28 protein-coding genes are annotated in these 24,494 nt (G+C 66.4%); 12 read left to right on the top strand and 16 right to left on the bottom strand.

All coding sequences use genetic code 11. The features are described 5' to 3' along the window. The first annotated feature begins 183 nt into the window (after nucleotides 1-183). Nucleotides 184-1,410 (top strand): tryptophan synthase subunit beta, encoded by a 1,227-nt coding sequence (trpB, locus tag TW83_RS02935; protein ID WP_045981271.1) that lies wholly within the window; start codon nucleotides 184-186, stop codon nucleotides 1,408-1,410. Here the strand turns inward: trpB and TW83_RS02930 are convergent, their stop codons facing one another. Genes TW83_RS02930 through pth form a run of 4 tightly spaced genes read right to left on the bottom strand, consistent with a single transcriptional unit; the run spans nucleotide 1,411 to nucleotide 4,119 of the window. Further along, entirely contained in the window at nucleotides 1,411-2,010 is a 600-nt protein-coding gene (locus TW83_RS02930) for a DUF4893 domain-containing protein (protein WP_045981270.1), read from the bottom strand. Continuing rightward, a complete protein-coding gene (locus tag TW83_RS02925; protein ID WP_045981269.1) occupies nucleotides 2,000-2,374 on the bottom strand; it encodes a DUF2237 domain-containing protein in 375 nt (124 codons plus the stop codon). The genes TW83_RS02930 and TW83_RS02925 overlap by 11 nt, the downstream gene beginning before the upstream one ends. A gap of 48 nt (nucleotides 2,375-2,422) precedes the next feature. Continuing rightward, on the bottom strand, nucleotides 2,423-3,421 hold the full coding sequence (locus tag TW83_RS02920) for a DUF2332 domain-containing protein (protein WP_045981268.1): 999 nt from the start codon (nucleotides 3,419-3,421) through the stop codon (nucleotides 2,423-2,425). Further along, nucleotides 3,418-4,119, bottom strand: coding sequence for an aminoacyl-tRNA hydrolase (pth, locus tag TW83_RS02915; RefSeq protein ID WP_045981342.1), 702 nt, complete (start codon nucleotides 4,117-4,119; stop codon nucleotides 3,418-3,420). Before pth ends, TW83_RS02920 begins: the two co-directional genes overlap by 4 nt. Before the next feature lie 155 nt (nucleotides 4,120-4,274). On the opposite strand from pth, the gene TW83_RS02910 reads away from it, so the two are divergent. The 5 genes from TW83_RS02910 to TW83_RS02890 all read left to right on the top strand — a co-directional run bounded on the left by TW83_RS02910 (nucleotide 4,275) and on the right by TW83_RS02890 (nucleotide 7,617). Then, on the top strand, nucleotides 4,275-4,907 hold the full coding sequence (locus tag TW83_RS02910) for an ATP-dependent Clp protease proteolytic subunit (protein ID WP_045981267.1): 633 nt from the start codon (nucleotides 4,275-4,277) through the stop codon (nucleotides 4,905-4,907). 161 nt (nucleotides 4,908-5,068) lie between these two features. Next, nucleotides 5,069-6,334, top strand: a complete 1,266-nt coding sequence (gene clpX / locus TW83_RS02905) for an ATP-dependent Clp protease ATP-binding subunit ClpX (protein ID WP_045981266.1) — start codon at nucleotides 5,069-5,071, stop codon at nucleotides 6,332-6,334. Nucleotides 6,335-6,417: 83 nt separating this feature from the next. After that, nucleotides 6,418-6,792 (top strand): NADH:ubiquinone oxidoreductase subunit NDUFA12, encoded by a 375-nt coding sequence (locus TW83_RS02900; protein WP_045981265.1) that lies wholly within the window; start codon nucleotides 6,418-6,420, stop codon nucleotides 6,790-6,792. 1 nt (nucleotide 6,793) lies between these two features. Continuing rightward, the gene (locus TW83_RS02895; RefSeq protein ID WP_045981264.1) at nucleotides 6,794-7,270 is read left to right on the top strand and encodes an outer membrane lipid asymmetry maintenance protein MlaD; all 477 of its coding nucleotides are present in this window, start codon (nucleotides 6,794-6,796) and stop codon (nucleotides 7,268-7,270) included. After that, nucleotides 7,267-7,617, top strand: a complete 351-nt coding sequence (locus TW83_RS02890) for a DUF2155 domain-containing protein (RefSeq protein ID WP_045981263.1) — start codon at nucleotides 7,267-7,269, stop codon at nucleotides 7,615-7,617. The genes TW83_RS02895 and TW83_RS02890 overlap by 4 nt, the downstream gene beginning before the upstream one ends. On the opposite strand, the gene aat is transcribed toward TW83_RS02890, so the two are convergent. The 6 genes from aat to hisA form a co-directional block, all read right to left on the bottom strand. Next, nucleotides 7,608-8,225 (bottom strand): leucyl/phenylalanyl-tRNA--protein transferase, encoded by a 618-nt coding sequence (gene aat, locus TW83_RS02885; RefSeq protein ID WP_045981262.1) that lies wholly within the window; start codon nucleotides 8,223-8,225, stop codon nucleotides 7,608-7,610. The genes TW83_RS02890 and aat overlap by 10 nt on opposite strands. Before the next feature lie 7 nt (nucleotides 8,226-8,232). Then, nucleotides 8,233-9,579, bottom strand: coding sequence for an acetyl-CoA carboxylase biotin carboxylase subunit (gene accC / locus TW83_RS02880; protein WP_045981261.1), 1,347 nt, complete (start codon nucleotides 9,577-9,579; stop codon nucleotides 8,233-8,235). Nucleotides 9,580-9,583: 4 nt separating this feature from the next. Beyond that, nucleotides 9,584-10,102, bottom strand: a complete 519-nt coding sequence (gene accB / locus TW83_RS02875) for an acetyl-CoA carboxylase biotin carboxyl carrier protein (RefSeq protein ID WP_045981260.1) — start codon at nucleotides 10,100-10,102, stop codon at nucleotides 9,584-9,586. 107 nt (nucleotides 10,103-10,209) lie between these two features. Continuing rightward, entirely contained in the window at nucleotides 10,210-10,527 is a 318-nt protein-coding gene (locus TW83_RS02870) for a phosphoribosyl-ATP diphosphatase (protein ID WP_045981259.1), read from the bottom strand. Further along, entirely contained in the window at nucleotides 10,524-11,285 is a 762-nt protein-coding gene (gene hisF / locus TW83_RS02865; protein WP_045981258.1) for an imidazole glycerol phosphate synthase subunit HisF, read from the bottom strand. Before hisF ends, TW83_RS02870 begins: the two co-directional genes overlap by 4 nt. A gap of 84 nt (nucleotides 11,286-11,369) precedes the next feature. Further along, entirely contained in the window at nucleotides 11,370-12,086 is a 717-nt protein-coding gene (hisA, locus tag TW83_RS02860; RefSeq protein WP_045981257.1) for a 1-(5-phosphoribosyl)-5-[(5-phosphoribosylamino)methylideneamino]imidazole-4-carboxamide isomerase, read from the bottom strand. A 135-nt stretch (nucleotides 12,087-12,221) separates the two neighbouring features. Between hisA and TW83_RS02855 the strand changes: the two genes are divergently transcribed. Further along, nucleotides 12,222-12,605, top strand: coding sequence for a DUF2147 domain-containing protein (locus TW83_RS02855; protein ID WP_045981256.1), 384 nt, complete (start codon nucleotides 12,222-12,224; stop codon nucleotides 12,603-12,605). 86 nt (nucleotides 12,606-12,691) lie between these two features. Further along, nucleotides 12,692-13,507 carry an alpha/beta hydrolase gene (locus tag TW83_RS02850; protein WP_045981255.1) on the top strand — a complete coding sequence of 272 codons (816 nt, stop codon included), beginning with the start codon at nucleotides 12,692-12,694 and terminating at the stop codon, nucleotides 13,505-13,507. A gap of 36 nt (nucleotides 13,508-13,543) precedes the next feature. On the opposite strand, the gene TW83_RS02845 is transcribed toward TW83_RS02850, so the two are convergent. The 3 genes from TW83_RS02845 to TW83_RS02835 form a co-directional block, all read right to left on the bottom strand. Further along, a complete protein-coding gene (locus tag TW83_RS02845) occupies nucleotides 13,544-14,719 on the bottom strand; it encodes an NAD-dependent epimerase/dehydratase family protein (RefSeq protein WP_045981254.1) in 1,176 nt (391 codons plus the stop codon). A 113-nt stretch (nucleotides 14,720-14,832) separates the two neighbouring features. Further along, the gene (locus TW83_RS02840; protein ID WP_045981253.1) at nucleotides 14,833-15,501 is read right to left on the bottom strand and encodes an ABC transporter ATP-binding protein; all 669 of its coding nucleotides are present in this window, start codon (nucleotides 15,499-15,501) and stop codon (nucleotides 14,833-14,835) included. Beyond that, on the bottom strand, nucleotides 15,498-16,721 hold the full coding sequence (locus tag TW83_RS02835) for a sugar transporter (protein ID WP_239441270.1): 1,224 nt from the start codon (nucleotides 16,719-16,721) through the stop codon (nucleotides 15,498-15,500). Before TW83_RS02835 ends, TW83_RS02840 begins: the two co-directional genes overlap by 4 nt. A gap of 323 nt (nucleotides 16,722-17,044) precedes the next feature. Between TW83_RS02835 and TW83_RS02825 the strand changes: the two genes are divergently transcribed. Further along, entirely contained in the window at nucleotides 17,045-17,914 is an 870-nt protein-coding gene (locus TW83_RS02825; RefSeq protein WP_157020380.1) for an ABC transporter permease, read from the top strand. Here TW83_RS02825 and choV read toward each other — a convergent pair. Genes choV through choX form a run of 3 tightly spaced genes read right to left on the bottom strand, consistent with a single transcriptional unit; the run spans nucleotide 17,911 to nucleotide 20,757 of the window. Then, entirely contained in the window at nucleotides 17,911-18,915 is a 1,005-nt protein-coding gene (choV, locus tag TW83_RS02820) for a choline ABC transporter ATP-binding protein (RefSeq protein WP_045981251.1), read from the bottom strand. The genes TW83_RS02825 and choV overlap by 4 nt on opposite strands. Further along, a complete protein-coding gene (choW, locus tag TW83_RS02815; RefSeq protein ID WP_045981250.1) occupies nucleotides 18,912-19,760 on the bottom strand; it encodes a choline ABC transporter permease subunit in 849 nt (282 codons plus the stop codon). The genes choV and choW overlap by 4 nt, the downstream gene beginning before the upstream one ends. Before the next feature lie 55 nt (nucleotides 19,761-19,815). Beyond that, nucleotides 19,816-20,757 carry a choline ABC transporter substrate-binding protein gene (choX, locus tag TW83_RS02810; RefSeq protein WP_045981249.1) on the bottom strand — a complete coding sequence of 314 codons (942 nt, stop codon included), beginning with the start codon at nucleotides 20,755-20,757 and terminating at the stop codon, nucleotides 19,816-19,818. A gap of 87 nt (nucleotides 20,758-20,844) precedes the next feature. On the opposite strand from choX, the gene betI reads away from it, so the two are divergent. From betI to betA, 3 genes are read left to right on the top strand one after another with little or no spacing between them, the layout of a single operon-like run. Next, nucleotides 20,845-21,411 (top strand): transcriptional regulator BetI, encoded by a 567-nt coding sequence (betI, locus tag TW83_RS02805; protein ID WP_045981248.1) that lies wholly within the window; start codon nucleotides 20,845-20,847, stop codon nucleotides 21,409-21,411. Then, a complete protein-coding gene (gene betB, locus TW83_RS02800) occupies nucleotides 21,408-22,853 on the top strand; it encodes a betaine-aldehyde dehydrogenase (RefSeq protein WP_045981247.1) in 1,446 nt (481 codons plus the stop codon). Before betI ends, betB begins: the two co-directional genes overlap by 4 nt. Continuing rightward, nucleotides 22,840-24,468 carry a choline dehydrogenase gene (betA, locus tag TW83_RS02795; RefSeq protein ID WP_045981339.1) on the top strand — a complete coding sequence of 543 codons (1,629 nt, stop codon included), beginning with the start codon at nucleotides 22,840-22,842 and terminating at the stop codon, nucleotides 24,466-24,468. Before betB ends, betA begins: the two co-directional genes overlap by 14 nt. The last annotated feature ends 26 nt before the right edge of the window (nucleotides 24,469-24,494 follow it).

Genomic DNA, 24,494 nt, shown 5'->3' with positions numbered 1-24,494 from the left:
TTTGACCGTCATCCGCCGGGCGTCAACCGCCAAACCTGTCCGCGTCACGACGTCGCGCGCAAATCGGGCGGTTTCGCGGGCCGCCTGCCTGCACGGGCTTCACCCTGCGCGCGATGGCGGCTAGAACGGGGGCAAGGGGCATTCCGGTTGCCCAGACACGCAAATAACCCAAAGGCGCATCCCATGGCCGACGATCTGCTGAACAGCTTTACCTCCGGCCCCGACGATCAGGGGCGCTTTGGCATCTATGGCGGCCGCTTCGTGTCCGAGACGCTGATGCCGCTGATCCTGGACCTGGAGGCGGAATACGAACGCGCCAAGACCGACCCGTCCTTCTGGGCGCAGATGGACGACCTGTGGACGCATTACGTCGGCCGGCCCAGCCCGCTCTATTTCGCGGAACGCATGACCCAGCACCTGGGCGGCGCCAAGATCTACATGAAGCGCGACGAGCTGAACCACACCGGCGCGCACAAGATCAACAACGTGCTGGGCCAGATTCTGCTGGCGATCCGCATGGGCAAGACGCGCATCATCGCGGAAACCGGCGCGGGCCAGCACGGGGTCGCGACGGCCACCGTCTGCGCGCGGTTCGGCCTGAAATGCGTGGTCTACATGGGCGCGCATGACGTGGAACGCCAGTCACCCAACGTCTTCCGCATGCGCCTGCTGGGGGCCGAGGTGATCCCTGTCACGTCGGGGCGCGGCACGCTGAAGGACGCGATGAACGACGCGCTGCGCGATTGGGTGACCAACGTGCGGGACACGTTCTATTGCATCGGCACGGTCGCAGGGCCACACCCCTATCCGGCGATGGTGCGCGATTTCCAGTCGATCATCGGCAAGGAGGTCCGCGAGCAGATCATGCCGCGCGAGGGGCGCTTCCCCGACACGATCATCGCGGCCATCGGCGGCGGGTCGAACGCGATGGGCCTGTTCTATCCGTTCCTGAACGACAAGGACGTGCGCATCATCGGCGTCGAGGCCGGGGGCAAGGGCGTGGACGACCGGATGGAGCATTGCGCCAGCCTGTCGGGCGGCCGCGCCGGCGTCCTGCACGGGAACCGCACCTATCTGCTGCAGGACGATGACGGCCAGATCCTGGAGGGTCATTCGATCAGCGCGGGCTTGGACTATCCGGGCATCGGGCCGGAACACGCCTGGCTGAAGGATATCGGCCGCGCCGAATATGTCAGCATCACGGACGACGAGGCGCTTCGCGCGTTCCAGCTGTGCTGCGCGCTGGAAGGCATCATTCCCGCGCTGGAGCCCAGCCATGCGCTGGCGCATGTCATCAAGATCGCGCCGGACCTGCCCGCCGACCACATCATCGTGATGAACATGTGCGGCCGCGGCGACAAGGACATCTTCACCGTCGCCAAGCATCTGGGCCAGGACCTGAAGACCTGATCAGCGCTTCAGCAGCAGGATGTTCAGGTCCGCTTCCAGCATCGGCAGGGGCATCAGGATGCGCGCCTGCGTCGGGCTGACGACCTCGACCATGCCGACCTCGGGGACGCGCTGCGGCGTGGCCGCGGGGTCGATGCTGTCGGGCAGGTTGGCATAGGGCGGGGCGGTATCGCCGGCGATGTAGCCTGTGCCCAGATAGGCCTGTGCCCCGTCCAGATCGCCGATCATGCCCTGCATCCGCTGTGAGCCGGTCAGTTTCACGAACCCGCCGTCGGTGTCGATGCGACAGCGGAACGGCTGATAGACGACCAGAGGCAACCCGCCGCCCAGCTTCAGCATCCGGCACGACCAGTCGCCGGGCAGCAGGGCCGCGGCCTGATCGGCGGGCAGGGGGCGGCCTGCCAGACCCTGCATCAGCACGGCCAGATCGTCCGGCGTTCCCTGCGCAAGGGCGCCCCTCAGCGTGCGTCCGGCCACCGTATCGACGTGTTCCAGCCGGATGCGGTCTTCGGCGCGGATGATGGGTGCAAGGTCGGGGCCGAAGGCCGCGGCGGGTGTCGCGGCCAGCGCCGCGATCAGGATCGCCGTCCTAGTCCGCATCGGTCCCGGCATGGCGCTTCAACAACTCCAGCGGCACGATCTCCAGCGCGCGTTTGTGCGTGGATTCCAGCACCACGGTCGGCGCGGCGAATTCCTGCGCCGCCTGCAGAAAGCGGCTGGCGCACAGGCACCAGCGCTGACCGGCCTTCAGCCCCGCAAAGCCGTATTCCGGCCGCGGGGTCGTCAGGTCATTGCCCAGATAGCGCGACATCGCCAGGAATTCGTCGGTCAGGATCACGCAGACCGTGTGACTGCCCTGGTCCTCGGGCCCGGTGTCGCAGCAGCCGTTGCGAAAAAATCCGGTCATCGGCTTGGTCGAACAGGGCTGCAAGACGCCGCCCAGCACGTTGATCGAAGCGTCCATGGGGTCTCCTTTGCGCCCAGCCTAGGCGCAGCCGGGCGCCGGGGAAAGTCACAACTGTTTCGGCTGCCAGTCGATCCAGCGCCCGTGAAAATCCGCGCGGCCAAGCGACCAGTCGCGCCGGGTGCCGTCCCACAGCGTCAGGTCCAGCGCCGCGCCCTCGCCACCATCGGCCTCCATCCGCAGATGGGCCACGGGGGCCGACGGGGTCGCGGTCCGGCCTGCTTGGGACAGTGCGTCAGTGCAGGCCTGCGCCGTCGCGGGCGGAAAATACTGGGCCGCGACGGTGTGATAGACCAGCGTCAGCCGGTCCGGCACCGGCTTGGCCAACCGGTCGGCCAGCCAAGCACCCGCATCGCCACGGTCGACCTGCGGCGGGTCCCGCCGGGCCAGGTCCAGCGCCGCCCGCAGGCGCGCCATGCGGTCATGCTGATCGGCCCAGCAATAGGCCATCAGTCGCAGCCCGTCGCGATCCGGGTCCAGCGGGTTCAGGTCGACCCCGCGACGGCTGGCAACCGTTACCGACCCCTGCGGCATCGCGCCCCGCCATTCGGGTGTCAGCACCACGCCGGTTTCCCCCGTACCCAGGTGATAGCGGTCGAAATTCAGGTTCAATCCGGCCGACGCCCCCAGCTCCAGCAGCCGCAGCGGCAGGGGTGACAGCGCACTGAGGAACCGTGCCGCGGCGATCAGGGCCGCGGACCGGGCGACCTCGTTCGTCTGCGGGGGGCTGTCCAGCCATGACAGGATGGTTTCCGCATGATCGTCCAGCACGCGGCGCAGCAGGGCCGGGTCCACAACGCCGCCGTCATAGGCGCGTGCAAGGTCAGGGGCCTGCCCGGTCAACACCAGCGCATGCAGCGCCCCGCACAGGCGCAGGGGCAGCGAATCCGCCGCGGTGGACGGATCGCCCGTCCAGCCCAGCACGCGGTCAGCGACGGGTCCGTCGGCCAGAACCTGGGGCAGGGTCCGGCACAGCTGTGCCGTCAGCGGTGAGCCAAGCGCGGCACAGGCGCGGGCCTGATGGGCAAAGGCCGCGGCGACCGTCACTTGAACCGGTCGCTCAGCGCGCGCAGGCGGTCGGTCAGGGTGACGGGCTGGAGCGCGGGGTCCGGTTTCGGCGCGGGCGGTCGTGCGGGTTTCGGGGCCGGGGCCGGGGCCTCGGTCCCGCTGTTGCGTGCCGGGGCGGTGCGGTTCGCCACCGCGTTCTGGAACCGGCCGCCATCGCCGGCCGCCAGCGCCGGGGCGCCGTCCGAGATGCCACGCAACAGGTCGTCCAGCCAATCCTGCTCTGCCTTGGCAAAGTCGGACAGCACATAGGACGCGACCTTGTCCTTGTGCCCCGGATGCCCGATGCCAAGCCGCACCCGTCCGTACTCCGTGCCGATATGCTGGTGGATCGAGCGAAGACCGTTATGGCCCGCATGCCCGCCGCCCTGCTTAACGCGGCACTTGCCGGGCGCCAGGTCCAGTTCGTCATGCAGCACGATGACGTCGGCGGGCGTCAGCTTCAGATAGCGCGCGGCCTCTCCGACGGACTGGCCGGACAGGTTCATGAAGGTCTGCGGTTTCAGCAGCGTGACGCGCATGTCGCCAAGGCGGCCATCGGCGGCCATGCCCTGAAACCGGGCGCGCCACGGGGTGAAATCGTGGTCCGCGGCGATCCGGTCCAAGGCCAGAAACCCGATGTTGTGACGATTGGCCGCATATTTCGCGCCGGGATTGCCCAGCCCCACGATCAGCTTCACGGCTGCCTCCTGCCCGCCCGCCGGGGGCGATTTGCGTTCCATCCCTTGCGGCTGTCCTTGCCCGTTACTAAGACTCTGTCAACACTTCGCGGGTAAGACAGGGACAAGTGCCCGGTCGAATCGCGGGGACAGGGGCGAACAGGCAAGGACAGAAGATGAGCGATCCGGCAGAATTCTACATGAACACCCTGGTGCCGATGGTGGTCGAACAGACCTCGCGCGGGGAACGGGCCTATGACATCTTCTCGCGTCTGCTGAAGGAGCGCATCATCTTCGTCTCGGGTCCCGTCCATGACGGGATGTCGACGCTGATCTGCGCGCAGTTGCTGTTCCTCGAGGCGGAGAACCCGTCCAAGGATATCAGCATGTATATCAACAGTCCCGGCGGTGTCGTGACCTCGGGTCTGTCGATCTATGACACCATGCAGTACATCAAGCCGCGCGTCTCGACGCTGGTGGTGGGGCAGGCGGCGAGCATGGGCTCGCTGCTTCTGGCGGCCGGAGAGCCGGGGCTGCGCTATTCGCTGCCGAACAGCCGCGTGATGGTCCACCAGCCGTCGGGCGGATACCAGGGCCAGGCCACCGACATCCTGATCCACGCGCGCGAAACCGAAAAGCTGAAGCGTCGCCTGAACGAGATCTATGTCCATCACACCGGCAAATCCCTGACCGAGGTGGAGGAAGCGCTGGAGCGCGACCGCTTCATGACCGCGGACGAGGCGAAGGACTGGGGCCTGATCGACGAGGTAGTGGCTCCGCGCGGCAAGGCCGTCCCGGAGAAGAAATAGCTTTGATGGGGATTGTGACGGGCCGGACTGGCCCGTAACATAGCGTGAATGACCCGCGGCGGCCGATCCGCCGCGGAAACCCGAAGATGCGGCGCGCGGAAACCCGATCCCGCCGTCGCCCGCCCCGCGTCCTTGCGGGACGGCAGTCAAGGAAATGGACGATGGCGAACCAGTCCGGCAGCGACAGCAAGAACACGCTCTATTGCAGCTTCTGCGGCAAGAGCCAGCACGAGGTCCGCAAGCTGATTGCGGGACCGACCGTGTTCATCTGCGACGAATGCGTCGAACTGTGCATGGACATCATCCGCGAAGAGACCAAGACCAGCGGTCTGAAGTCCGGCGACGGCGTGCCCACCCCGCGGGAGATTTGCGGTGTGCTGGATGATTACGTCATCGGGCAGGAGCATGCCAAGCGCGTGCTGTCCGTGGCCGTGCACAACCATTACAAGCGTCTGAACCACGGCTCCAAGACCGACATCGAGCTGGCCAAGTCGAACATCCTGCTGATCGGGCCGACCGGCTGCGGCAAGACGCTGCTGGCGCAGACCTTGGCGCGCATTCTGGACGTGCCCTTCACGATGGCGGACGCGACCACGCTGACCGAGGCGGGCTATGTCGGCGAGGATGTCGAGAACATCATCCTGAAGCTGCTGCAGTCGTCCGAATACAACGTCGAACGGGCACAGCGCGGCATCGTCTATATCGACGAGGTCGACAAGATCACCCGCAAGTCGGACAACCCGTCCATCACTCGTGACGTGTCCGGCGAGGGCGTGCAGCAGGCCTTGCTGAAGATCATGGAGGGTACGGTCGCCTCGGTTCCCCCGCAGGGCGGGCGCAAGCATCCCCAGCAGGAGTTCCTGCAGGTCGACACGACCAACATCCTGTTCATCTGCGGCGGCGCCTTTGCCGGTCTGGACCGCATCATCGCACAGCGCAACAAGGGCACGGCGATGGGCTTTGGCGCCTCGGTCAAGGAAACGGGTGATCAGGGCGTCGGCGAGCTGTTCAAGGAACTGGAGCCCGAGGATCTGCTGAAGTTCGGCCTGATCCCGGAATTCGTCGGCCGTCTGCCGGTCATCGCGACCCTGACCGACCTGGACGAAGAGGCGCTGATCATCATCCTGACCAAGCCGAAGAACGCCCTGGTCAAGCAGTACCAGCGCCTGTTCGACCTGGAGGGCGTCCAGCTGACCTTCACCGACGACGCGTTGACCGCCATCGCCAAGCGCGCGATCAAGCGCAAGACCGGTGCCCGCGGCCTGCGGTCGATCATGGAGGAGATCCTGCTGGACACCATGTTCGAACTGCCCGGACTGGACAGCGTTCAGGAGGTCGTGGTCAACGACGAGGCCGTAGACAACCCCACCGCCAAGCCCCTGCTGATCCATGTCGATCCCAAGAAGGAAACCGCCTCGGCCGGGTAATCGGGGCATCCGCGCAAGGCTGGACCTTGCGCGGAAACTGGGGCATATCCCAAGGGCAAAACTGATCGTTGAGGGTCCTGCCGATGTCGTTCCTGCTGCGCTTTCTGACCTGGTGGAACAGCCAGACGCTGAACACTCAGTTCTGGACCTGGCGCAACGGCGTCAAGGTTGGTGAGGATGCGGCCGGAAACATCTTCTACAAGACCAAGGACGGCAAGCGCCGTTGGGTCATCTATAAATCCGAATCCGAGGCCAGTCAGATTTCGCCCGAATGGCACGGCTGGCTGCACCACACCTGGAACGAGGCGCCGACCGAACTGGCCGTCCCGCGCAAGGCGTGGGAACAGCCGCACCAGGCCAACCTGACCGGCACGCCTGGCGCCTATGTGCCGGCCGGGTCGCTGTATCGCGCGGCACCCGCGGTGCGCAGCGATTATGACGCGTGGCGCCCGGAATAGGATGTCGACCGACATCGCCCATGGGACCGAGGCGCGGGCCGAACTGATCGCCGGTGGCATCGTCCTTGCGGTCGCCGCGGGCTTTCTTGCTTGGGCGGCGCAGGGCCAATGGGGCGGCGGATCGGGTTATCCGCTGATCGCATCTTTTCCGGATGTCGACGGGGTCGCGGTCGGGACAGAGGTCCGTTTGGCCGGTGTTCGTATCGGCCGCGTCAGTGAGGTTCGGTTGAACCCGCAGACCTATCTGGCCGATGCGGTCCTGACGATCCCAGACGACATTGCGCTGCCCACGGACAGCGCGGCACTTATCCAGTCCGACGGCCTGTTGGGCGGCGCGTACATCCAGCTGCAGCCTGGCGGAGCGATGGACAATCTTGCCCCAGGGGACGAGATCGAGGATGTGCAGGGCGCGGTCAGTTTACTGCAGCTGATGCTGAAATTCGTCGACAGCCAATCGGCCGATGAGGCTGTGCCATGATTCGCGCCGCGCTTTGCCTGATGCTGATGGCAACACCCTTGGCCGCGCAGGACACCGTGCGCGCACAGGGCGCGATGCTGCGGGGTCTGGACAAGGTGTCGGGGCGGACGACGGACCTGCCGCTTCAGATCGGTCAGGCCGTCCGTTACGGGCGGTTGGAGATCAGGCTGGGCGAATGCCGCTATCCTGCAGGCGATCCCAGCTCTGACGCCTTCGCGCAGCTGACCATCACCGACCTGCGGCAGAACGCGACGGTCTTCAGCGGCTGGATGATCGCCAGCTCGCCCGCGCTGTCGGCGCTGGATGACGCGCGCTACGATGTCTGGGTCATGTCCTGTCAGGGCTGAGCGGCCAGCATCTCGGCTGAGGGCAGTGGCGCCGCACGGATGTCGGCCTTGCGGCGGAGGGCCGCGGTCAGCCGAGTGTGATAGGTCTTGCGCGGAATTTCGATCCCACCCATCCGGGCGAGATGCGGCGTCAGGAACTGCGTGTCGAACAAGGTGAAGCCGCATCGCTTCAGGTGCGTCGACAGCCACCACAGCGCCATCCGCGATCCGTTCTCGCGGGCCGAAACCATGGATTCGCCGAAAAACGCCCCCCCAAGGGTCACGCCGAACAGACCGCCCGCGAAGGCCCCGTCATGGCGGATCTCGATGGCGTGCGCGTGGCCCGCGCCGTGCAGCGCCTGGTACAGGTCGGCCAGCGGAGCGTTGATCCACGTCGTTTCGCGGTCGGCACAGGCGGCGACCACGGTTGCGAAATCGCCGTCCAGATGCGCGGACCATCCACCACGCCGCAGGTCTCGCCGCAAAGAGCGCGCGACATGGACGCCCCCCACCGGCAGGACCCCCCGCATCGGGGGGTCGAACCAGTACAGGCGGTCGTCATCCGCGCTTTCGGCCATCGGAAAGACGCCGCGCGCATAACCGGTCAGCAGCTGCGCAGGCGTCAGCATCGGGCCCTTACGCGTAATGCCGGGCCAGCCAGCGTTCCAGCCAGTGGATCGAATAGTTCCCCGACTGGATGTCCGGTTCCGCCAGCAGATCACGGAACAGCGGCACTGTCGTGTCGACCCCGTCCACGATCAGTTCGCCCAAGGCGCGCGACAGACGGGCCAGCGCCTCGTCCCGGTCCCGACCGTGAACGATCAGCTTGCCGATCAGGCTGTCGTAATAGGGCGGGATCGAATAGCCCTGATACAGCGCCGAATCCATCCGCACGCCCAGACCGCCAGGGGCGTGATACTGGGTGATCTTGCCGGGGCAGGGAGAGAAGCTGGGCACCTTCTCGGCGTTGATCCGCACCTCGATCGAATGGCCGTTGATCACCAGGTCCTCCTGGTGGAACTCCATCGGCAGGCCGGCGGCGACGCGGATCTGCTGGCGCACCAGATCGACCCCGAAGATCGCCTCGGTCACCGGATGTTCCACCTGCAGGCGGGTGTTCATCTCGATGAAGTAGAACTCTCCGTCCTCGAACAGGAATTCGATCGTGCCGGCGCCGGAATAGCCGATCTTTGCGACGGCATCGGCGCAGACCTTTCCGATCCGGGCGCGCTGTTCGGCGGTGATGGCGGGGCCGGGGGCCTCCTCCAGCACCTTCTGGTGGCGGCGCTGCAGCGAGCAGTCGCGTTCGCCCAGATGCACGGCGCGGCCCTTGCCGTCGCCGAAGACCTGGATCTCGATGTGGCGCGGGCGCTGGAGGTATTTCTCCAGATAGACGTCGGGGTTGCCGAAGGCTGCCTTGGCCTCGGACCGCGCGGTGCGGAAGGCGACCTCAAGGCCCGCCTCGTTCTCGGCGACCTTCATGCCGCGACCGCCGCCGCCTGCCGTGGCCTTGATGATGACCGGATAGCCGATCTGGGCCGCGACCGCCTTGGCCTGTTCCACGTCGTTCACGCCACCGTCGCTGCCGGGCACGCAGGGCACGCCAAGCGCCTTCATCGTGTCCTTGGCGGTGATCTTGTCGCCCATGATGCGGATGTGTTCGGCACGCGGACCGATGAAGGTGATGCCGTGATCTTCCAGCATCTGCACGAAACCCGCATTCTCGGACAGGAAGCCGTAGCCCGGGTGGATCGCCTGCGCGCCCGTGATCTCGCAGGCCGAAATCAGGGCTGGCATCGACAGATAGGATTGCGCCGAGGACGGCGGACCGATGCAGACCGATTCGTCTGCCATGCGGACATGCATCGCGTCGGCGTCGGCGGTCGAATGGACCGCGACCGATGCGATGCCCATCTCGCGGCAGGCGCGGATCACGCGCAGCGCGATCTCGCCCCGGTTGGCGATGAGGATCTTGTCGAACATGGGCTTACTCGACGATCATCAGGGGGGTGCCGAATTCGACCGGGTTGCCGTCATCGACCAGGATGCGGCGCACCGTGCCCGCGCGGGGCGCGGGAATGTGGTTCATCGTCTTCATGGCCTCGACGATCATCAGCGTGTCGCCCTCGGCCACGGTCTGACCGACGGTGACGAAGGCCGCGGCGCCGGGTTCAGCCGACAGATAGGCGGTACCCACCATGGGCGATGTCACGGCGCCGGGCAGGCTGGCCGGATCGGCGCTGGCCGCGGCAGAGGCGGGCGCAGTGGCCGCGGCGGGCGCCGGGGCGGATGCCTGCGGTGCCGGGGCGGAGGGCGCCGCGGGGCTCTGGGCATAGACGACCTGCTTGCCCTGCTTGGTCAGGCTGACCGTCAGGCGGTCATGCTCGCCGTATTCGCGCTTGACCTGGATCTCGTTCAGCTCGCTGGAGTTCAGCAGCTCGGCCAGCGAGCGGATGAAGGCCACGTCGCCCTCGTGATGCTTGTCGTGGTGGGAATCGTTGCTCATGCCATCCTCTGACGTGTTCTGGTCGGGCCGCGTCCACGCGCGGCGATTGCAGGGCTTATAGCCCCTGTGCCTGCCCGAGGGGAAGGGTCCCGTCGCGCTTTGCGCGCTCAGGCGCCGGGGCGCGCGGCCTTTTCTGCCAAGCCAGAGGTGCCTTCGCGCCGCGTCAGCTCCGCCTCGACGTCCTCCAGCGTGATGTCGCGCGCGGCCAGCATGACCAGCAGGTGGAACATCACGTCGGCGGCCTCGGCGGTCAGGCGGGCGCGGTCGCCCTTGACCGCCTCGATGATCGCCTCGACGGCCTCCTCGCCGAACTTCTCGGCGCATTTCTCGGGGCCCTTGGCCAGCAGTCTGGCGGTCCAGCTGCTGTCGGGGTCGGCGGTCTTGCGGTCCTGGACGGTCGCGGCCAGGCGGTGCAGGGCAGTCATGTCAGCCTCATGGGAATGCCGGCGGCGGCCATGTGGGCCTTGGCCTCGGCGATGGTATGCATACCGAAATGGAAGATGCTGGCGGCCAGAACGGCGCTGGCATGACCTTCGGTCACGCCCTCGACCAGGTGGTCCAGCGTGCCGACGCCGCCGGATGCGATGACCGGAACGTTCACCGCATCGGCGATGGCCCGCGTCAGCGGCAGGTTGAACCCCGACCGCGTCCCGTCCCGGTCCATCGAGGTCAGCAGGATCTCTCCCGCGCCCTTGGCTTCGACCAGTCGCGCGAACTCCACCGCGTCGATACCGGTGGGCTTGCGGCCGCCATGGGTGAAGATCTCCCACCGGCCGTCTTCCACGGTCTTTGCGTCGATCGCCACGACGATGCACTGGCTGCCGAACCGGTCGGCGGCAGCGGCCACCACATCCGGGTCGGCCACGGCCGCGGAGTTGAAGCTGACCTTGTCGGCCCCAGCCAGCAGCAGCGCCCGTACGTCGTTGTGCGTGCGCACGCCACCGCCCACGGTCAGCGGGACAAAGCATTGTTCCGCCGTCCGGGTCACCAGATCGAACATGGTGCCGCGATTTTCATGGGTGGCATGAATGTCCAGAAAGCAGATCTCGTCCGCGCCGGCGGCGTCATAGGCGCGTGCGGCTTCGACCGGGTCGCCGGCATCGACCAGGTCGACGAAGTTCACGCCCTTGACCACGCGTCCGTCGGCGACGTCCAGGCAGGGAATGATCCGGGTCTTGAGCATCGTCGGGGCCTTTGGCTGGGGCTGGTAAGCCCTGGGTTCTAGCGCAGCGGCGGCGGCGGGACCAGTGGTCCGCGCCCGCCCGTGTCAGGCCAGCGCGGCCAGCGCCTGGCGCAGGTCCAGCGCGCCGTCGTAAAGCGCGCGCCCCGAGATCGCGCCCGCGATCACCTTGGTGTCGTCAAGCGCCTTCAGGTCGGCCAGCGACGAGACCCCGCCGGATGCGATCACAGGAATGGTGACGGCGCGGGCCAGCGCCTCGGTCGCGTGGATGTTGGGGCCGCCCATCGCGCCGTCGCGGTCGATGTCGGTATAGATAATCGCGGCGACGCCCACGTCCTGGAACCGGCGGGCCAGGTCGGTGGCGTTCACGTCGGTTTCCGTGGCCCAGCCACGCGTCGCGACCTTGCCTGCGCGGGCGTCGATACCGACCGCGATGCGGCCGGGAAACGCGTCGGCGGCCTCGCGCACCAGGTCGGGATTCTCGACCGCGACGGTGCCCAGGATCACGCGGGTCAGGCCGCGCTCCAGCCAGGATTCGATCGTCGCCATGTCACGGATGCCGCCGCCCAGCTGGGTCGGAATGTCGGTAGCCGCCAGGATCGCCTCGACCGCCGCGGCATTCACGGGCTTGCCCTCGAAGGCGCCGTTCAGGTCGACCAGGTGCAGCCATTCGGCACCCGCATCCTGGAACGCACGGGCCTGGGCCGCGGGATCGGTGCCGAAGACGGTCGCGGCCTCCATGTCGCCGCGCAGCAGGCGCACGCAGTTGCCGTCCTTCAGGTCGATGGCGGGATAGAGGATCATGGCGGCACGCTCCGGTCTCAAGGGTTGCGCCCCCTTTGCCACGGGGCGGGCGGGAACGGCAAGGGACCTGACGTCATGCTTGCCCGGACGGGGGCGGCCCGCGCAATCTGGTCGCACCCTGAGGAGGAGGGACCCATGCGTCACATCATTCTGGCCGCCACGTTCGCGCTGGCTGCAGGGGCGGCCAGCGCCGACCCGATCGAAGGGGTCTGGCAGACCCAGCCCGACGAGGGCGCGTTCGCCCATGTCACCGTCTCGCCCTGCGGCGGCGCATTCTGCGGCACGATCACCCGGACCTATCGCGACACGGCCGAATACCAGTCGCCCAACCTGGGCCGCCAGATCGTTATCGACATGGCACCCCAGGGCGGTGGCAACTACGCGGGTCGCGTCTGGCGGCCGTCCAACGACAAGATCTATGCCGGCAAGGCCTCGGTCGCGGGCGACCGGATGAGCCTGTCGGGCTGCATCGCCGGTGGCCTGCTGTGCAGCAGCCAGACCTGGGTGCGGGTGCCGTAGCACCGACAGAACAGTGATCGGGGCCGGGCGAACCTGCCGCGGCCCCGACGCGTTCCCTGGGCGAAACAGCAACCAAGGAACGCACCATGCCGATGATTTCCGCGAATGATGGCACGCAGCTTTACGTCAAGGACTGGGGGCAGGGCCGCCCGGTCGTCCTGATCCATGGCTGGCCGCTGACCGCAGACAGCTGGGAGACGCAGGCCCTGGGCCTGGCCGAGGCGGGCTATCGCGTCGTCAGCTATGACCGCCGCGGATTCGGCCGGTCCGAACAGCCTTGGAACGGCTATGATTACGACACGCTGTCGGACGATCTGGCCGCGGTGATCGACGAGTTGGAACTGACCGACGCGGCCATCATCGGATTTTCCATGGGCGGCGGAGAGGTCGCCCGCTATGTCTCGCGCCACGGCGCAAAGGGGGCCAGCCGGTTGGGGTTCATCTCGTCTGTCGCGCCGGGGCTGCTGAAATCCGACGCCAATCCCGACGGTGCCCCGGCCGACCTGTTCGAGGGGATGCGCGACGGGCTGCGCAAGGACCGTCCGGCCTTCCTGCAGGATTTCGCCAAGCAGTTCTATGGCCAAGGCCTTCTGGGCGGCGTCAGTCAGGCCGTTCTGGACTGGACGCAGGGCATGGCGATGATGGCCAGCCCGCGCGCCACGATCGAATGCGTGACAGCGTTCGGGATGACCGATTTCACCGCGGACGTGGCGCAGATCAACCTGCCCACGCTGATCGTGCATGGCACGGCAGACAAGATCGTGCCCATCGCCGCCACCGCGCACCGGATGGCCAAGATGGTCCCGAGCGCAAAACTGATCGAATACGACAACGCCCCGCACGGACTGGCCGCCACGCATGGCGAGCGGCTGCTGGACGAACTCAAGGCGTTTCTGGCCTGATCGGGGACAGGGGGCGGACCGTCCGCCCCCTGTCGCCTATTCTGCCGCCTGCGCCGCGCGCCACTGAGACACGCAGGGGATCTTGTCGCGGTCGCAGCGGTCGGAGTATTTGCGGGCGATGTCACGGACCTCTGACAGCAGACCCTCGGCCAGGGTAATCGGCTGCAGGCCCAACCCCAGAAAGCTGTCGTTGACGACATGCAGGTCGTTCTCGTCAGCCTCGTTGCGAGGATTCTTCTGGAACGCGACCTCGGTCCCCGTGCGGTCCGAGATCATCTGCGCCAGGTCGCGGACGCGGTGCGTCTCGGTCATCTGGTTCAGGATCTGCACCCGGTCGCCGCGTTTGGGCGGGTTTGCAATGGCCAGTTCGATGCAGCGGCAGGTGTCCTGAATGTGGATGAAGGCGCGCGTCTGGCCGCCCGTTCCGTGCACGGTCATCGGATAGCCGATGGCCGCCTGCATCAGGAACCGGTTCAGCACCGTCCCATAGTCGCCATCGTAATCGAAGCGATTGATCAACCGTTCGTCCATCTGCGTTTCGGCCGTCTGCGTGCCCCAGACGATGCCCTGATGCAGGTCGGTGATCCTCAGGCCGTCGTTCTTGTTGTAGTAGAAGAAGAACAGCGCATCCTGGGTCTTGGTCATGTGATAGATGCTGCCCGGATTGGCCGGGTACAGGATCTGCTGGTCATGGGGTCCCTGCGCGGTCTGCACTGTCACGTCCAGATAGCCCTCTGGGATCTTCATGCCGGCGGTGCCATAGCCATAGACGCCCATCGTGCCCAGGTGCACCAGATGGATGTCCTGACCCGATTCGACGATCGCGGCCAGCACGTCATGCGTCGCATTCAGGTTGTTGTTGACGGTGTAGCGCTTGTGGCGGGCCGATTTCATGGAATAGGGCGCCGCACGCTGTTCGGCGAAATGCACGATCGCATCGGGCCGTTCACGCTCCAACAGCGCCAGCAGCCGGTCGTAGTCCTGACCGACGGTCAGATCTTCGGTCCGGATGTGGTTGCCGGTCACCTCGGCCCAGGCACGGACGCGCTCGCCCAGGGGGCGGATCGGCGTCAGGGAGGCGACCTCCAACTCGACATCGATCTTGCGACGCGAGAGGTTGTCGACGATCACGACGTCGTGACCGCGGGCGGACAGGTGCAGGGCCGTGGGCCAGCCGCAGAAACCGTCTCCGCCCAGAACGATGATCTTCATGATATGCCTTGCCGAATGATGCGCTGAATTCATTCAAATCAATATCCATGCGCGCATGCAAGCGCCACCCCCGCAGGGGTTGCGTCATCCGGATGTCATGAAACCGGCGGCAATCAGCCTGTCTGGGCCTGCTGCATGTTGACCATATGCGCCGCGATGGCGTCTTCCAGGTCGGGATAGAAGGTCAGCTTGCCCTGTTCCAGGACCGCCCCTGCGTGGCAGGTCTCGCGCAGCATTCCCATCGAATGCGCGACCACGATGGCCCCGGCATTCGACATGCGTTCGTTGAAGACGCGGTTGGACTTGGTGCGGAAGGCCGCGTCGCCCACGGCCGAGACCTCGTCCACCAGGTAGGTGTCGAAGGGCACCGCCATCGACAGGCCGAAGGCCAGGCGTGACCGCATCCCCGAGGAATAGGTGCGGATCGGCAGCTTGAAGTGATCGCCCAGTTCGGCGAAATCCTGGACAAAGTACAGCAGCTCCTCGGTGTCCACGCCATAGATGCGCGCGACAAAGCGGCAGTTCTGCTCTCCCGTCAGTTCTCCGCTGAACGAACCGGCAAAACCCACCGGCCAGCTGATCGTCCCCGTGGACAGCACCTTGCCCGACGACGGCAGCATGGCCCCCGAGATCATCCGCAGCAGCGACGACTTGCCCGCGCCGTTGCGCCCCAGCAGCGCGACCGACACGCCGGACGGAAAGATCGCGGTGATGTCGTCGGCCACCACCTTGTGCTTGCCGTTCAGCGTGTAAGTCTTGCAGAGGTTCTGCAGATAGATCATCGCCGGTCGCGCAGGCTGTAGAAGATCAGGCTGCCGATCACCCACAGCACCGTCAGGAACCCTGCGATCATCAGCAGCAGCTTTGCGCGTTCGGGGAACTCGGCCTCCTGTGCAAGCGTCGGGCGGATATATGGTGCCAGGTAACGCGACTGGCGCACGGCCTCGGCCCGCGCGGTCTCGAAGCCGGCAAGGGCCGCGGTATAGGTGGCCTCGGCGAACTGCCGATCGACGGTCAGGATCTCGAACTGGCCCACGACGTCGGACAGGGCCTCCTCGCCGCCAGTCGACCCGAACTTCTGGCGCTCGGCCTCGATCTGGTCGCGGATGACTTGGATGCGCAGTTCGGCCTGGCCGATCCGCGGGTCCTCGGGCTGCGCGTTCGCCTGCAGCAGGCCCAGGCCGACCAGCTGTTCGGCCAGTTGTTGCTGCAGCGATGTGACGACGCCGATCTGACCTTGCACGTCGGCGACCGGGTCCACCAGCTGATAGCGGTTGCGGAACTCGGTCACCTCCTGGCGGGCCTCGCGCAGGCGATCCTGCGCCCGATCCAGCTCGTCGCGGGCATAGCGCAGGGCATCCTCGCGGGCGATGTCGTTCAGACGGTTGATCAGGATGCCGCCCTCTTCCAGGATCGCGTTGGCGATGGTCTGGGCGTCCACAGGGTCGAAGGCCAGGATGCGCAGGTCGATCATCCCGGAATCGTAATGGATGCGGACCTTCCGCTCCCATTCCTCGACCAGGTCCTCCAGCGACGGCCCGCCGTTGAAGCCGAAGATCGGATCGCCCGGCGCCTTGGACCAGACCTCGCGCAGGTCGATGCGGGCATTGACCCGTTCGACCAGGTCACGGCTCTGGATGAACTTGTAGAGGATGTCGGTGTCGCTGGTCGAACTGGACGTGACCCCCACCAGAGACCCCAGCCCACCCAGAACGTCCGCCGGGCTGGGCGCGGATTCGCTGCGGACCGAGAAGCCGACATAGGACGCGTACTGGTCCGATGCGCGCGTATAGATGTACAAGGCGCTGAGGAGGACAGGAATGATCACCATCAGGACAAAGCTGATGGCCATGCCGTAATGGCGCCGATGCAGGCGCGCCGGACCGGCCGGGGGCAGAACGGGCTGCTGCATCGCGGCCTGGATGCGGGCCTGCATCTGCGGATTGTGCTGGCCGGGGCGGATCACCTGCTGGCCTGCGCCCTGACCGGGGCGATGGACCATCTGGCCACCCTGCTGGCCCTGCGGACGGGGCTGACCTGCGCCCGGTCCTTGGGGCCGCAGCGGTTGACCCTGTCCTGCCTGCCCCTGGGTTGCCCCTTGGCCCTGTGCGGGGCCCTGGGGGCCTTCCTGCGGTGCGGTGGCACCGGGGGGCGTGTTCCTGTGGGGACCGGAGTTGGAATCCTGGGCGGACATGCGCTTACCCCGCCTGCCTTGTTGATCTTGCTGGCGCCGTCATACATAAGCGCGCAGAACAGTTCCAGCACCGATCCGTTGCCAGGATCGTGAGCAGCGCAAACGCGCCCCCGGCGCCATCCGTGATCCGCATGTCCCAGTCCACCACGCCCCGACACGGCCCGCCCGCCGCCCCCCTGCCGCAGCGCAAGACCGCCGCGCAGGGCCCGCGCGTCCTCAAGGAGGTGCGAAAGCACCGCAGCTTCGCCAGCCTGCGCGCCATCACGGCGTTGATCCTGCGCGAGGTCCAGACCAGCAACGGCCGCGCCTCGGGGGGATATTTCTGGGCGGTCGCGGAACCTGCGGGCGGGATCATGCTGCTGACGCTGATCTTTTCGGTCACCTTCGCGCTGCCGCCGATCGGGACAAGCTTTGCGATGTTCTATGCCACTGGGATGGTGCCGTTCCTGGGATACATGGACATCTCGAACAAGGTCGCGTCCTCTGTGCGCTATTCAATGGCGCTCCTCAGCTATCCGGCTGTGACCTTCATGGACGCGTTGCTGGCACGGATCGCCTTCAACGCGATCACCCAGGTGATGGTGGCCACGGTGATCTTCACGGCGATCATGATGACGTCGGAAACCCGGACCGACCCGCAGATGGACCTGATCGCGATCGGCCTGGCGATGATGATCCTGACGGGTGCTGCCATTGGCGTCATGAACTGCTTCCTGTTCGAGGCGGTCAGTTGGTGGCAGCCCCTGTGGGCGATCTTCATGAAGCCGTTCTTCCTGCTCTCGTGCATCTTCTTCATGTTCGACGATGTGCCCCAGCCCTATCAGGACTGGCTGTGGTGGAACCCGCTGATCCATGTCATTGGACAGATGCGGCGGTCGTTCTATCCGCAATATGCCGGCGAATACGTCAGCTATACCTATGTCTTCGGGCTTGGGCTGGGGCTGTTCGCCCTGGGGCTGGCGCTGCTGGTCCGGTACCACCGTGACCTTCAGAACAGCTAGCCTCGCGGGTCGATCAGGCGCGCCAGGACCGCGGCCTGCGTGATACGCCCGCCGCCCTGCACGGGCAGGGCCGTGCGATCCGCCAAGAGGCCCATGACCGCGCGCACCGGCATGTCGCGGGGCACGGGCTCTCCCTCGGCGGTGCCGGGTTCGGCGACGTCCTCGGCGGTCAGCACGCCAAGCGGGTTCATGTGCGCTACGAAATCGGCGACGTAGTCGCTGATCGGGTTGGCGATGATCTCTCTGGCCGTTCCGATCTGCACGATGCGTCCGCCCTCCATCAACGCGATGCGGTTGCCCAGCTTAAAGGCCTCGTCCAGGTCATGGCTGACGAAGATGATGGTCCGCCCGGTCTTGGCTTGCAGCTCCAGCAGTTCGTCCTGCAGCCGGGCGCGGATCAGCGGGTCCAGCGCACTGAACGGTTCGTCCATCAGCAGGATCGGCGCCTCGGTCGCAAAGGCGCGGGCCAGGCCGACCCGCTGCTGCATGCCGCCGGACAGCTCTCCGACCTTGCGGTCGGCCCATTCCGACAGGCCCACGGTCGCCAGATGGCCCTCTATCTTGCTGCGCCGTTCGGCCTGCGACATGCCCGCCAGTTCCAGCCCAAGGCCGACATTGTCGCGCACCGTGCGCCATGGCAGCAGGCCGAAGGCCTGGAACACCATCGCTACGTCGCGCAGGCGGATGTCGCGCAGCGCCCGGCTGCCGGCTGCGGTCACGCTGACCATCTGACCGCCGCGCTTGATGCGGACCTCGCCACGGCAGACGGGGTTCAACGCGTTCACCGCCCGCAGCAGCGTGGACTTGCCCGACCCCGACAGGCCCATCAGGACCAGGATCTCTCCATCGGCCACCGACAGGCTGCAATCGTGGACGCCCAGCACCTGCCCGGTTTCGGTCTTGATGGGGCCGCGGTCCAGACCCTCGTCCATCAGGGGCAGGGCGCGGTCGGGGTGGTCGCCGAAGACGATGCAGACCCGGTCGAATTCGACGGCGTTCATTTGCGGCCCTCCATGCGCAGCATCCGGTCCAGCAGGATGGCGACGACGACGATCACCATGCCCGATTCGAAGCCCAGTGCGGTGTTGACACTGTTCAGTGCCCGCACGACCGGCACCCCCAGGCCCGATGCACCGACCAGCGCGGCGATGACGACCATCGACAGCGACAGCATGATGGTCTGGTTCAGCCCGGCCATGATCTGGGGCAGGGCGCTTGGCAGTTCCACCTTCCACAGCAGCTGGCGGGGGGTGGCGCCGAACGCGGTCGCGGCCTCGACCAGTGCAGGCGGGGTCGTGGCGATGCCCAGTTGCGTCAGCCTGATCGGCGCGGGCAGCACGAAGATCACGGTGGCCAGCAGGCCCGGCACCATGCCGATGCCAAAGAACACGATGGCCGGGATCAGATAGACGAATGTCGGCAGCGTCTGCATCAAGTCCAGAACCGGGCGCATCCAGGCGTACAGCCGGGGCCGGTGCGCGCAGGCGATGCCGATGGGCACGCCCACCGCCATGCAGACGATGCAGGCCGACAGCACCAGCGTCAGCGACTGCAGCATTTCGGACCAGTAGCCCTGGTTCAGCACGAACAGCAGCCCGAACATCACCAGCAGGCAGGTGCCCAACCGCCGCTGCAGCGCCCAGGTCAGCGCCACGGCCAGCGCGATGAACAGGAACGGGTTCGGCGCCTCCAGCCCCGTCAGGATGGCGTCGATCAGCGCCTCCATCCCGGTCGAGATCGCATCAAACAGCCCGGCCGCATTGGCGTTCAGCCAGTCAAAGACCGTCTTTGCGGTCCGTCCCACGGGGATCTTGGTGTCGGTGACCCAATCGGTCAGCTGTTCCATGCCTGCACCCTCTATGACGTTGGGGGCCCCGGCGGCACAGCGCCGGGGCGGGGGGTCATTGCGCCAGCGCCTCGGTCAGCGCGGTCTGGGGGTCGTTGCCGTCGGCGGTGGTCACGTCGACCAGCCAGGGGGTGGCCGCGTCCGGGTTGGCCGCCAGCCAGTCGCGGGCGGCGTCCATCGGATCCTGACCGTCGTTCAGGATCGCGCCCATGACCTCGTTCTCCATGGTCAGGGTGAATTCCAGGTTGGTCAGGAACTTGCCCACGTTGGGGCATTCCGCGACATAGCCGGCGCGGGTGTTGGTGCGAACCTCGGCGCCGCCAAGATCGGGGCCGAAGATCTCATCCCCGCCGGTCAGATAGGTCATCTCGAACTGTGCGTTCATGGGGTGGGGCTCCCATCCCAGGAAGATCACCGGCTGATCGCTGTTGGTCGCGCGCTGGACCTGGGCCAGCATGCCCTGTTCGCTGGATTCGACGACCTCGAAGGTGCCCAGGTCGAACTTGTCCATCGCCACCATCTCAAGCAGCAGGCGGTTGCCGTCGTTGCCCGGCTCGATGCCATAGATCTTGCCGTCCAGCGCCTCGCTCTGCGCGGCGATGTCTGCGAAATCGGCGATCCCCAGGTCGGCACCGGCCTTGTTTGTGGCCAGCGTGTATTTCGCACCGGTCAGATTGGTGCGCACCGTGTCGACCGTGCCCGCATCGCGATAGGGGGCGATGTCGGCCTCCATCGTGGGCATCCAGTTGCCCAAGAACACGTCCACGTCGTCCGTGGACAGCGCCGTATAGGTCACCGGGACCGAGAGGATGCGTGTCTCGGTCTCGTATCCCAGGGCCTGCAGGACCGTCGACGCGATGGCCGTGGTCGCGGTGATGTCGGACCAGCCCACGTCGGAAAACACCACCTCTCGGCAGCTGTCGGGTTCCTGCGCGGCGGCGGGCAGCGCCAGCGCGGGCGTCATCGCAAGGACCGCGAGGATGCGGGAAAGGGTCATGATGGGCTCCCTGTTCTTGATTGTTCAGTCAATTAACGTTACATGGAAACGGCAACGCAACAGAAATCTTCCGCCGCAGGTGCAATCATGCCGAAACTCGGGGCCGAGCCTATCCGAAAAGCAGCGCTGATCAATGCCGCGATCTTCGAGGTGGGGCGCGCGGGGTCGCTGGACGTCACCGTCGCACAGATCGCCAAGCGTGCCGGCATGTCGCCGGCTCTGGCCCACCATTACTTCGGATCCAAGGACCAGATCTTCCTGGCGGCGATGCGGTATATCCTGCGCAGTTATGGGCAATCGGTCCATGACCGCCTGCCGGGGCGGGGTGCGCGGGGGCGGTTGGATGCGATCATCCACGCCAGCTTTGCGCCCCAGAACTTTCAGCGCGAGACGGTCAGTGCGTGGCTCAATTTTTACGCACTTGCGCTGAACTCTCCCGAGGCCGCGCGCCTGTTGCGGGTCTATCACCGCCGGCTGCATTCGAACCTGATCGTGGCGCTGCGCGGCCTGACCGACCACCCCGAGCGCACCGCCGAGACGTTGGGTGCGCTGATCGACGGCGTCTATCTGCGCGCGGTCCTGACCCCCGGTCCGACCGATGCCGATGTGGCGCTGAACACCATCATGACCTATCTGAAGGAGGCCCTTGCATGAGCCTTTCCGCACAACCCACCGCATCCCTGTTCATCGGCGGCAAGCCGGTCGAAGGGCAGGGTGCCGACCTGCCCGTCCGCTATGCGTTGACCGGCGAGACCATCGCGACGCTGAAGGAGGCGTCGACCGACCAAGTGGCCCAGGCCTGCGCCGCCGCCAAGACCGCCCAGCCCGCATGGGCCGCGATGGCGCCCGTCGAGCGGGGCCGCATCCTCGGCCGCGCCGCCGCGATCATCCTTGAGCGCAACGACGAACTGGCGCGCCTTGAGACCCTGGACACCGGCAAGCCGATCCAGGAGACGTTGGTGGCGGACTGGCCGTCGGGTGCCGCGGCACTGGAATATTTCGCGGGTCTGGCGGCGACGCTGACGGGCCAGATGATCCCCCTGGGGGCGGACTGGGCCTATACCCGCCGCGAGGCCCTGGGTGTCTGTGCAGGCATCGGGGCCTGGAACTATCCCAGCCAGATCGCCTGCTGGAAGGCCGCGCCGGCCTTGGTCATGGGCAACACCATAGTCTTCAAACCGTCCGAAGAAACGCCGCTAGGGGCCCTGAAACTGGCGGAAATCTTCATCGAGGCGGGTATGCCTCCGGGCGTGTTCAACGTGGTGCAGGGCCGGGGCGATGTCGGTGCCGCGCTGGTCACCGACCCCAACGTGGCCAAGGTGTCCCTGACCGGTTCGGTGCCCACCGGCCGCCGCGTCTATGCGGCCGCCGCCGAAGGAATGCGCCATGTCACGATGGAGCTGGGTGGCAAGTCGCCCCTGATCGTCTTCGATGACGCGAACCTTGAGGACGCGGTCAGTGCCGCGATCCTGGCGAACTTCTACAGCTCGGGGCAGATCTGCTCCAACGGGACGCGCGTCTTCCTGCAGGAGGGTATCAAGGAGGACTTCCTGGCCCGTTTGGCGGAGCGTGTGAAGGCCGTCCGCATGGGCGATCCGCTGGACCCGGACACCAATCACGGTCCGATCATCAATGCGGCCCAAGCCGACAAGATCCGCGCCGCCATCCGCGCCGGGCGTGACGCCGGTGCCCGGCTGGTCTGCGGCGGAGAGGGCCAGGGGCCGTTCATCCCGCCCACGGTCTTTGCCGATGCCACCGACGACATGACCATCGCGACGGACGAGATCTTCGGGCCCGTCCTGACCGCCCTCAGCTTTGCCGACGAGGACGAGGTGATCGCCCGTGCCAACGGCACCGGCTTTGGCCTGGCCGCGGGGGTCTTTACCCAGGACCTGTCTCGTGCCCATCGCGTGGTCGCCGCGCTGGAGGCCGGCACCTGCTGGATCAACACCTACAACCTGACGCCGGTCGAGATGCCCTTTGGCGGCGTCAAGCTGTCCGGTCTGGGCCGCGAGAATTCCGCCGCCGCGATCGAGCATTATAGCCAGCTGAAATCCGTCTATGTGGGCATGGGAGGCGTCGATGCACCCTACTGATCTTCCGAAAGCCGCCAAAGACGCGGACTACGTCATCATCGGCGCGGGCAGCGCCGGCTGTGCCCTGGCCTATCGCCTGACCGAGGCGGGACGCACCGTCACACTGATCGAGTTCGGCGGCAGCGATGTCGGCCCCTTCATCCAGATGCCGGGCGCGCTGTCCTATCCGATGAACATGAGCCGCTATGACTGGGGCTTTGCCAGCCAACCGGAACCGCATCTGGGCGGGCGCAAACTGGCGACCCCGCGCGGTAAGGTCATCGGCGGATCGTCGTCGATCAACGGCATGGTCTTCGTGCGCGGCAACCCCAAGGATTTCCAGCATTGGGCCGACAGCGGCGCCGAGGGCTGGGACTATGCGGGCGTCCTGCCGTATTTCAAGCGGATGGAGACCTGGCACGGCGGCACGTCGCCGGTGCGCGGCACCAGCGGCCCGCTGCACATCACCCGTGGCAAGCGCAAGAACCCGTTGTTCAACACCTTCATCGAGGCGGGTCACCAGGCAGGATGGCCACGCACGGACGACTACAACGGCACCCAGCAGGAGGGTTTCGGCCCGATGGAGGCCACCATCTGGAAGGGCCGCCGCTGGTCCGCCGCCAATGCCTATCTGCGTCCCGCGAAAAAGACCGGCCTGCTGACCGTCGTGCGCGGTCTGGCGAACCGCATCCTGTTTCAAGGTAAACGCGCCTATGGCGTTGAAATCGAACGCAACGGCAAGGTCGAGGCCGTTCTGGCGAACCGCGAGATCATCATCTCGGCCAGCACCATCAACACGCCCAAGCTGCTGATGCTGTCGGGCATCGGGCCTGCGGATCACCTGCGCCAGCATGGCATCACGCCGCTTGCGGATCGTCCCGGCGTCGGGGGCAACCTGCAGGACCATCTTGAGATCTACATGCAGTACAAGTCGCTGAAGCCGGTGACGCTGTATACCTATTACAACCTGCTGGGCAAAGGCCGCGTGGGTGTCGAATGGCTGCTGCAGAAGACCGGCCTTGGCGCATCGAACCAGTTCGAAAGCTGCGGTTTCATCCGGTCGTCGGATGCCAAGGACTATCCCGACATCCAGTATCACTTCCTGCCGCTGGCGGTCCGTTATGACGGGAAATCGGCGGCCAAGGGTCACGGGTTCCAGGCCCATGTGGGGCCGATGCGATCGAAATCGCGCGGCACGATCCGGCTGGCATCGGGTGACCCGTCCGTGGCGCCCGAGATCCGTTTCAACTACATGTCCCAACCCGAGGATTGGGAGGAGTTCCGGGCATGCGTCCGCCATACGCGCCGCATCTTTGACGCCCCCGCGTTCAAGGAATATCGCGGCGACGAGATCCAGCCGGGCGATGCCGTGCAGACCGATGAACAGATCGACGCGTTCATCCGCGAACATGCGGAATCGGCCTATCATCCCTGCGGCACCGCCCGCATGGGTGCGGCCAGCGATCCCGACGCGGTCGTGGACCCCGAACTGCGTGTGATCGGGGTCGAGGGCTTGCGCGTCGCAGACAGCTCGATCTTTCCGCGCATCACCAACGGCAACCTGAACGGCCCGTCGATCATGACCGGCGAAAAGGCCGCCGATCACATCCTGGGCCGCCAGATGCTGCGCGCCTGACAAAGAAAGGCCCGCAGCGATGCGGG

Source organism: Paracoccus sp. S4493 (assembly GCF_000967735.1).
Lineage (GTDB): Bacteria > Pseudomonadota > Alphaproteobacteria > Rhodobacterales > Rhodobacteraceae > Paracoccus > Paracoccus marcusii.
This window is presented reverse-complemented; position numbering and strand designations above follow the sequence as displayed.

Bases quoted from the DNA above. Each gene is read 5' to 3' on its own strand.
- trpB (WP_045981271.1), top strand. From the start codon at position 184: ATGGCCGACGATCTGCTGAACAGCTTTACCTCCGGCCCCGACGATCAG.
- TW83_RS02930 (WP_045981270.1), bottom strand. From the start codon at position 2,010: ATGCGGACTAGGACGGCGATCCTGATCGCGGCGCTGGCCGCGACACCC.
- TW83_RS02925 (WP_045981269.1), bottom strand. From the start codon at position 2,374: ATGGACGCTTCGATCAACGTGCTGGGCGGCGTCTTGCAGCCCTGTTCG.
- TW83_RS02910 (WP_045981267.1), top strand. From the start codon at position 4,275: ATGAGCGATCCGGCAGAATTCTACATGAACACCCTGGTGCCGATGGTG.
- clpX (WP_045981266.1), top strand. From the start codon at position 5,069: ATGGCGAACCAGTCCGGCAGCGACAGCAAGAACACGCTCTATTGCAGC.
- TW83_RS02900 (WP_045981265.1), top strand. From the start codon at position 6,418: ATGTCGTTCCTGCTGCGCTTTCTGACCTGGTGGAACAGCCAGACGCTG.
- TW83_RS02895 (WP_045981264.1), top strand. From the start codon at position 6,794: ATGTCGACCGACATCGCCCATGGGACCGAGGCGCGGGCCGAACTGATC.
- TW83_RS02890 (WP_045981263.1), top strand. From the start codon at position 7,267: ATGATTCGCGCCGCGCTTTGCCTGATGCTGATGGCAACACCCTTGGCC.
- aat (WP_045981262.1), bottom strand. From the start codon at position 8,225: ATGCTGACGCCTGCGCAGCTGCTGACCGGTTATGCGCGCGGCGTCTTT.
- accC (WP_045981261.1), bottom strand. From the start codon at position 9,579: ATGTTCGACAAGATCCTCATCGCCAACCGGGGCGAGATCGCGCTGCGC.
- accB (WP_045981260.1), bottom strand. From the start codon at position 10,102: ATGAGCAACGATTCCCACCACGACAAGCATCACGAGGGCGACGTGGCC.
- TW83_RS02870 (WP_045981259.1), bottom strand. From the start codon at position 10,527: ATGACTGCCCTGCACCGCCTGGCCGCGACCGTCCAGGACCGCAAGACC.
- hisF (WP_045981258.1), bottom strand. From the start codon at position 11,285: ATGCTCAAGACCCGGATCATTCCCTGCCTGGACGTCGCCGACGGACGC.
- hisA (WP_045981257.1), bottom strand. From the start codon at position 12,086: ATGATCCTCTATCCCGCCATCGACCTGAAGGACGGCAACTGCGTGCGC.
- TW83_RS02855 (WP_045981256.1), top strand. From the start codon at position 12,222: ATGCGTCACATCATTCTGGCCGCCACGTTCGCGCTGGCTGCAGGGGCG.
- TW83_RS02850 (WP_045981255.1), top strand. From the start codon at position 12,692: ATGCCGATGATTTCCGCGAATGATGGCACGCAGCTTTACGTCAAGGAC.
- TW83_RS02845 (WP_045981254.1), bottom strand. From the start codon at position 14,719: ATGAAGATCATCGTTCTGGGCGGAGACGGTTTCTGCGGCTGGCCCACG.
- TW83_RS02840 (WP_045981253.1), bottom strand. From the start codon at position 15,501: ATGATCTATCTGCAGAACCTCTGCAAGACTTACACGCTGAACGGCAAG.
- TW83_RS02835 (WP_239441270.1), bottom strand. From the start codon at position 16,721: ATGGTCCATCGCCCCGGTCAGGGCGCAGGCCAGCAGGTGATCCGCCCC.
- TW83_RS02825 (WP_157020380.1), top strand. From the start codon at position 17,045: ATGTCCCAGTCCACCACGCCCCGACACGGCCCGCCCGCCGCCCCCCTG.
- choV (WP_045981251.1), bottom strand. From the start codon at position 18,915: ATGAACGCCGTCGAATTCGACCGGGTCTGCATCGTCTTCGGCGACCAC.
- choW (WP_045981250.1), bottom strand. From the start codon at position 19,760: ATGGAACAGCTGACCGATTGGGTCACCGACACCAAGATCCCCGTGGGA.
- choX (WP_045981249.1), bottom strand. From the start codon at position 20,757: ATGACCCTTTCCCGCATCCTCGCGGTCCTTGCGATGACGCCCGCGCTG.
- betI (WP_045981248.1), top strand. From the start codon at position 20,845: ATGCCGAAACTCGGGGCCGAGCCTATCCGAAAAGCAGCGCTGATCAAT.
- betB (WP_045981247.1), top strand. From the start codon at position 21,408: ATGAGCCTTTCCGCACAACCCACCGCATCCCTGTTCATCGGCGGCAAG.
- betA (WP_045981339.1), top strand. From the start codon at position 22,840: ATGCACCCTACTGATCTTCCGAAAGCCGCCAAAGACGCGGACTACGTC.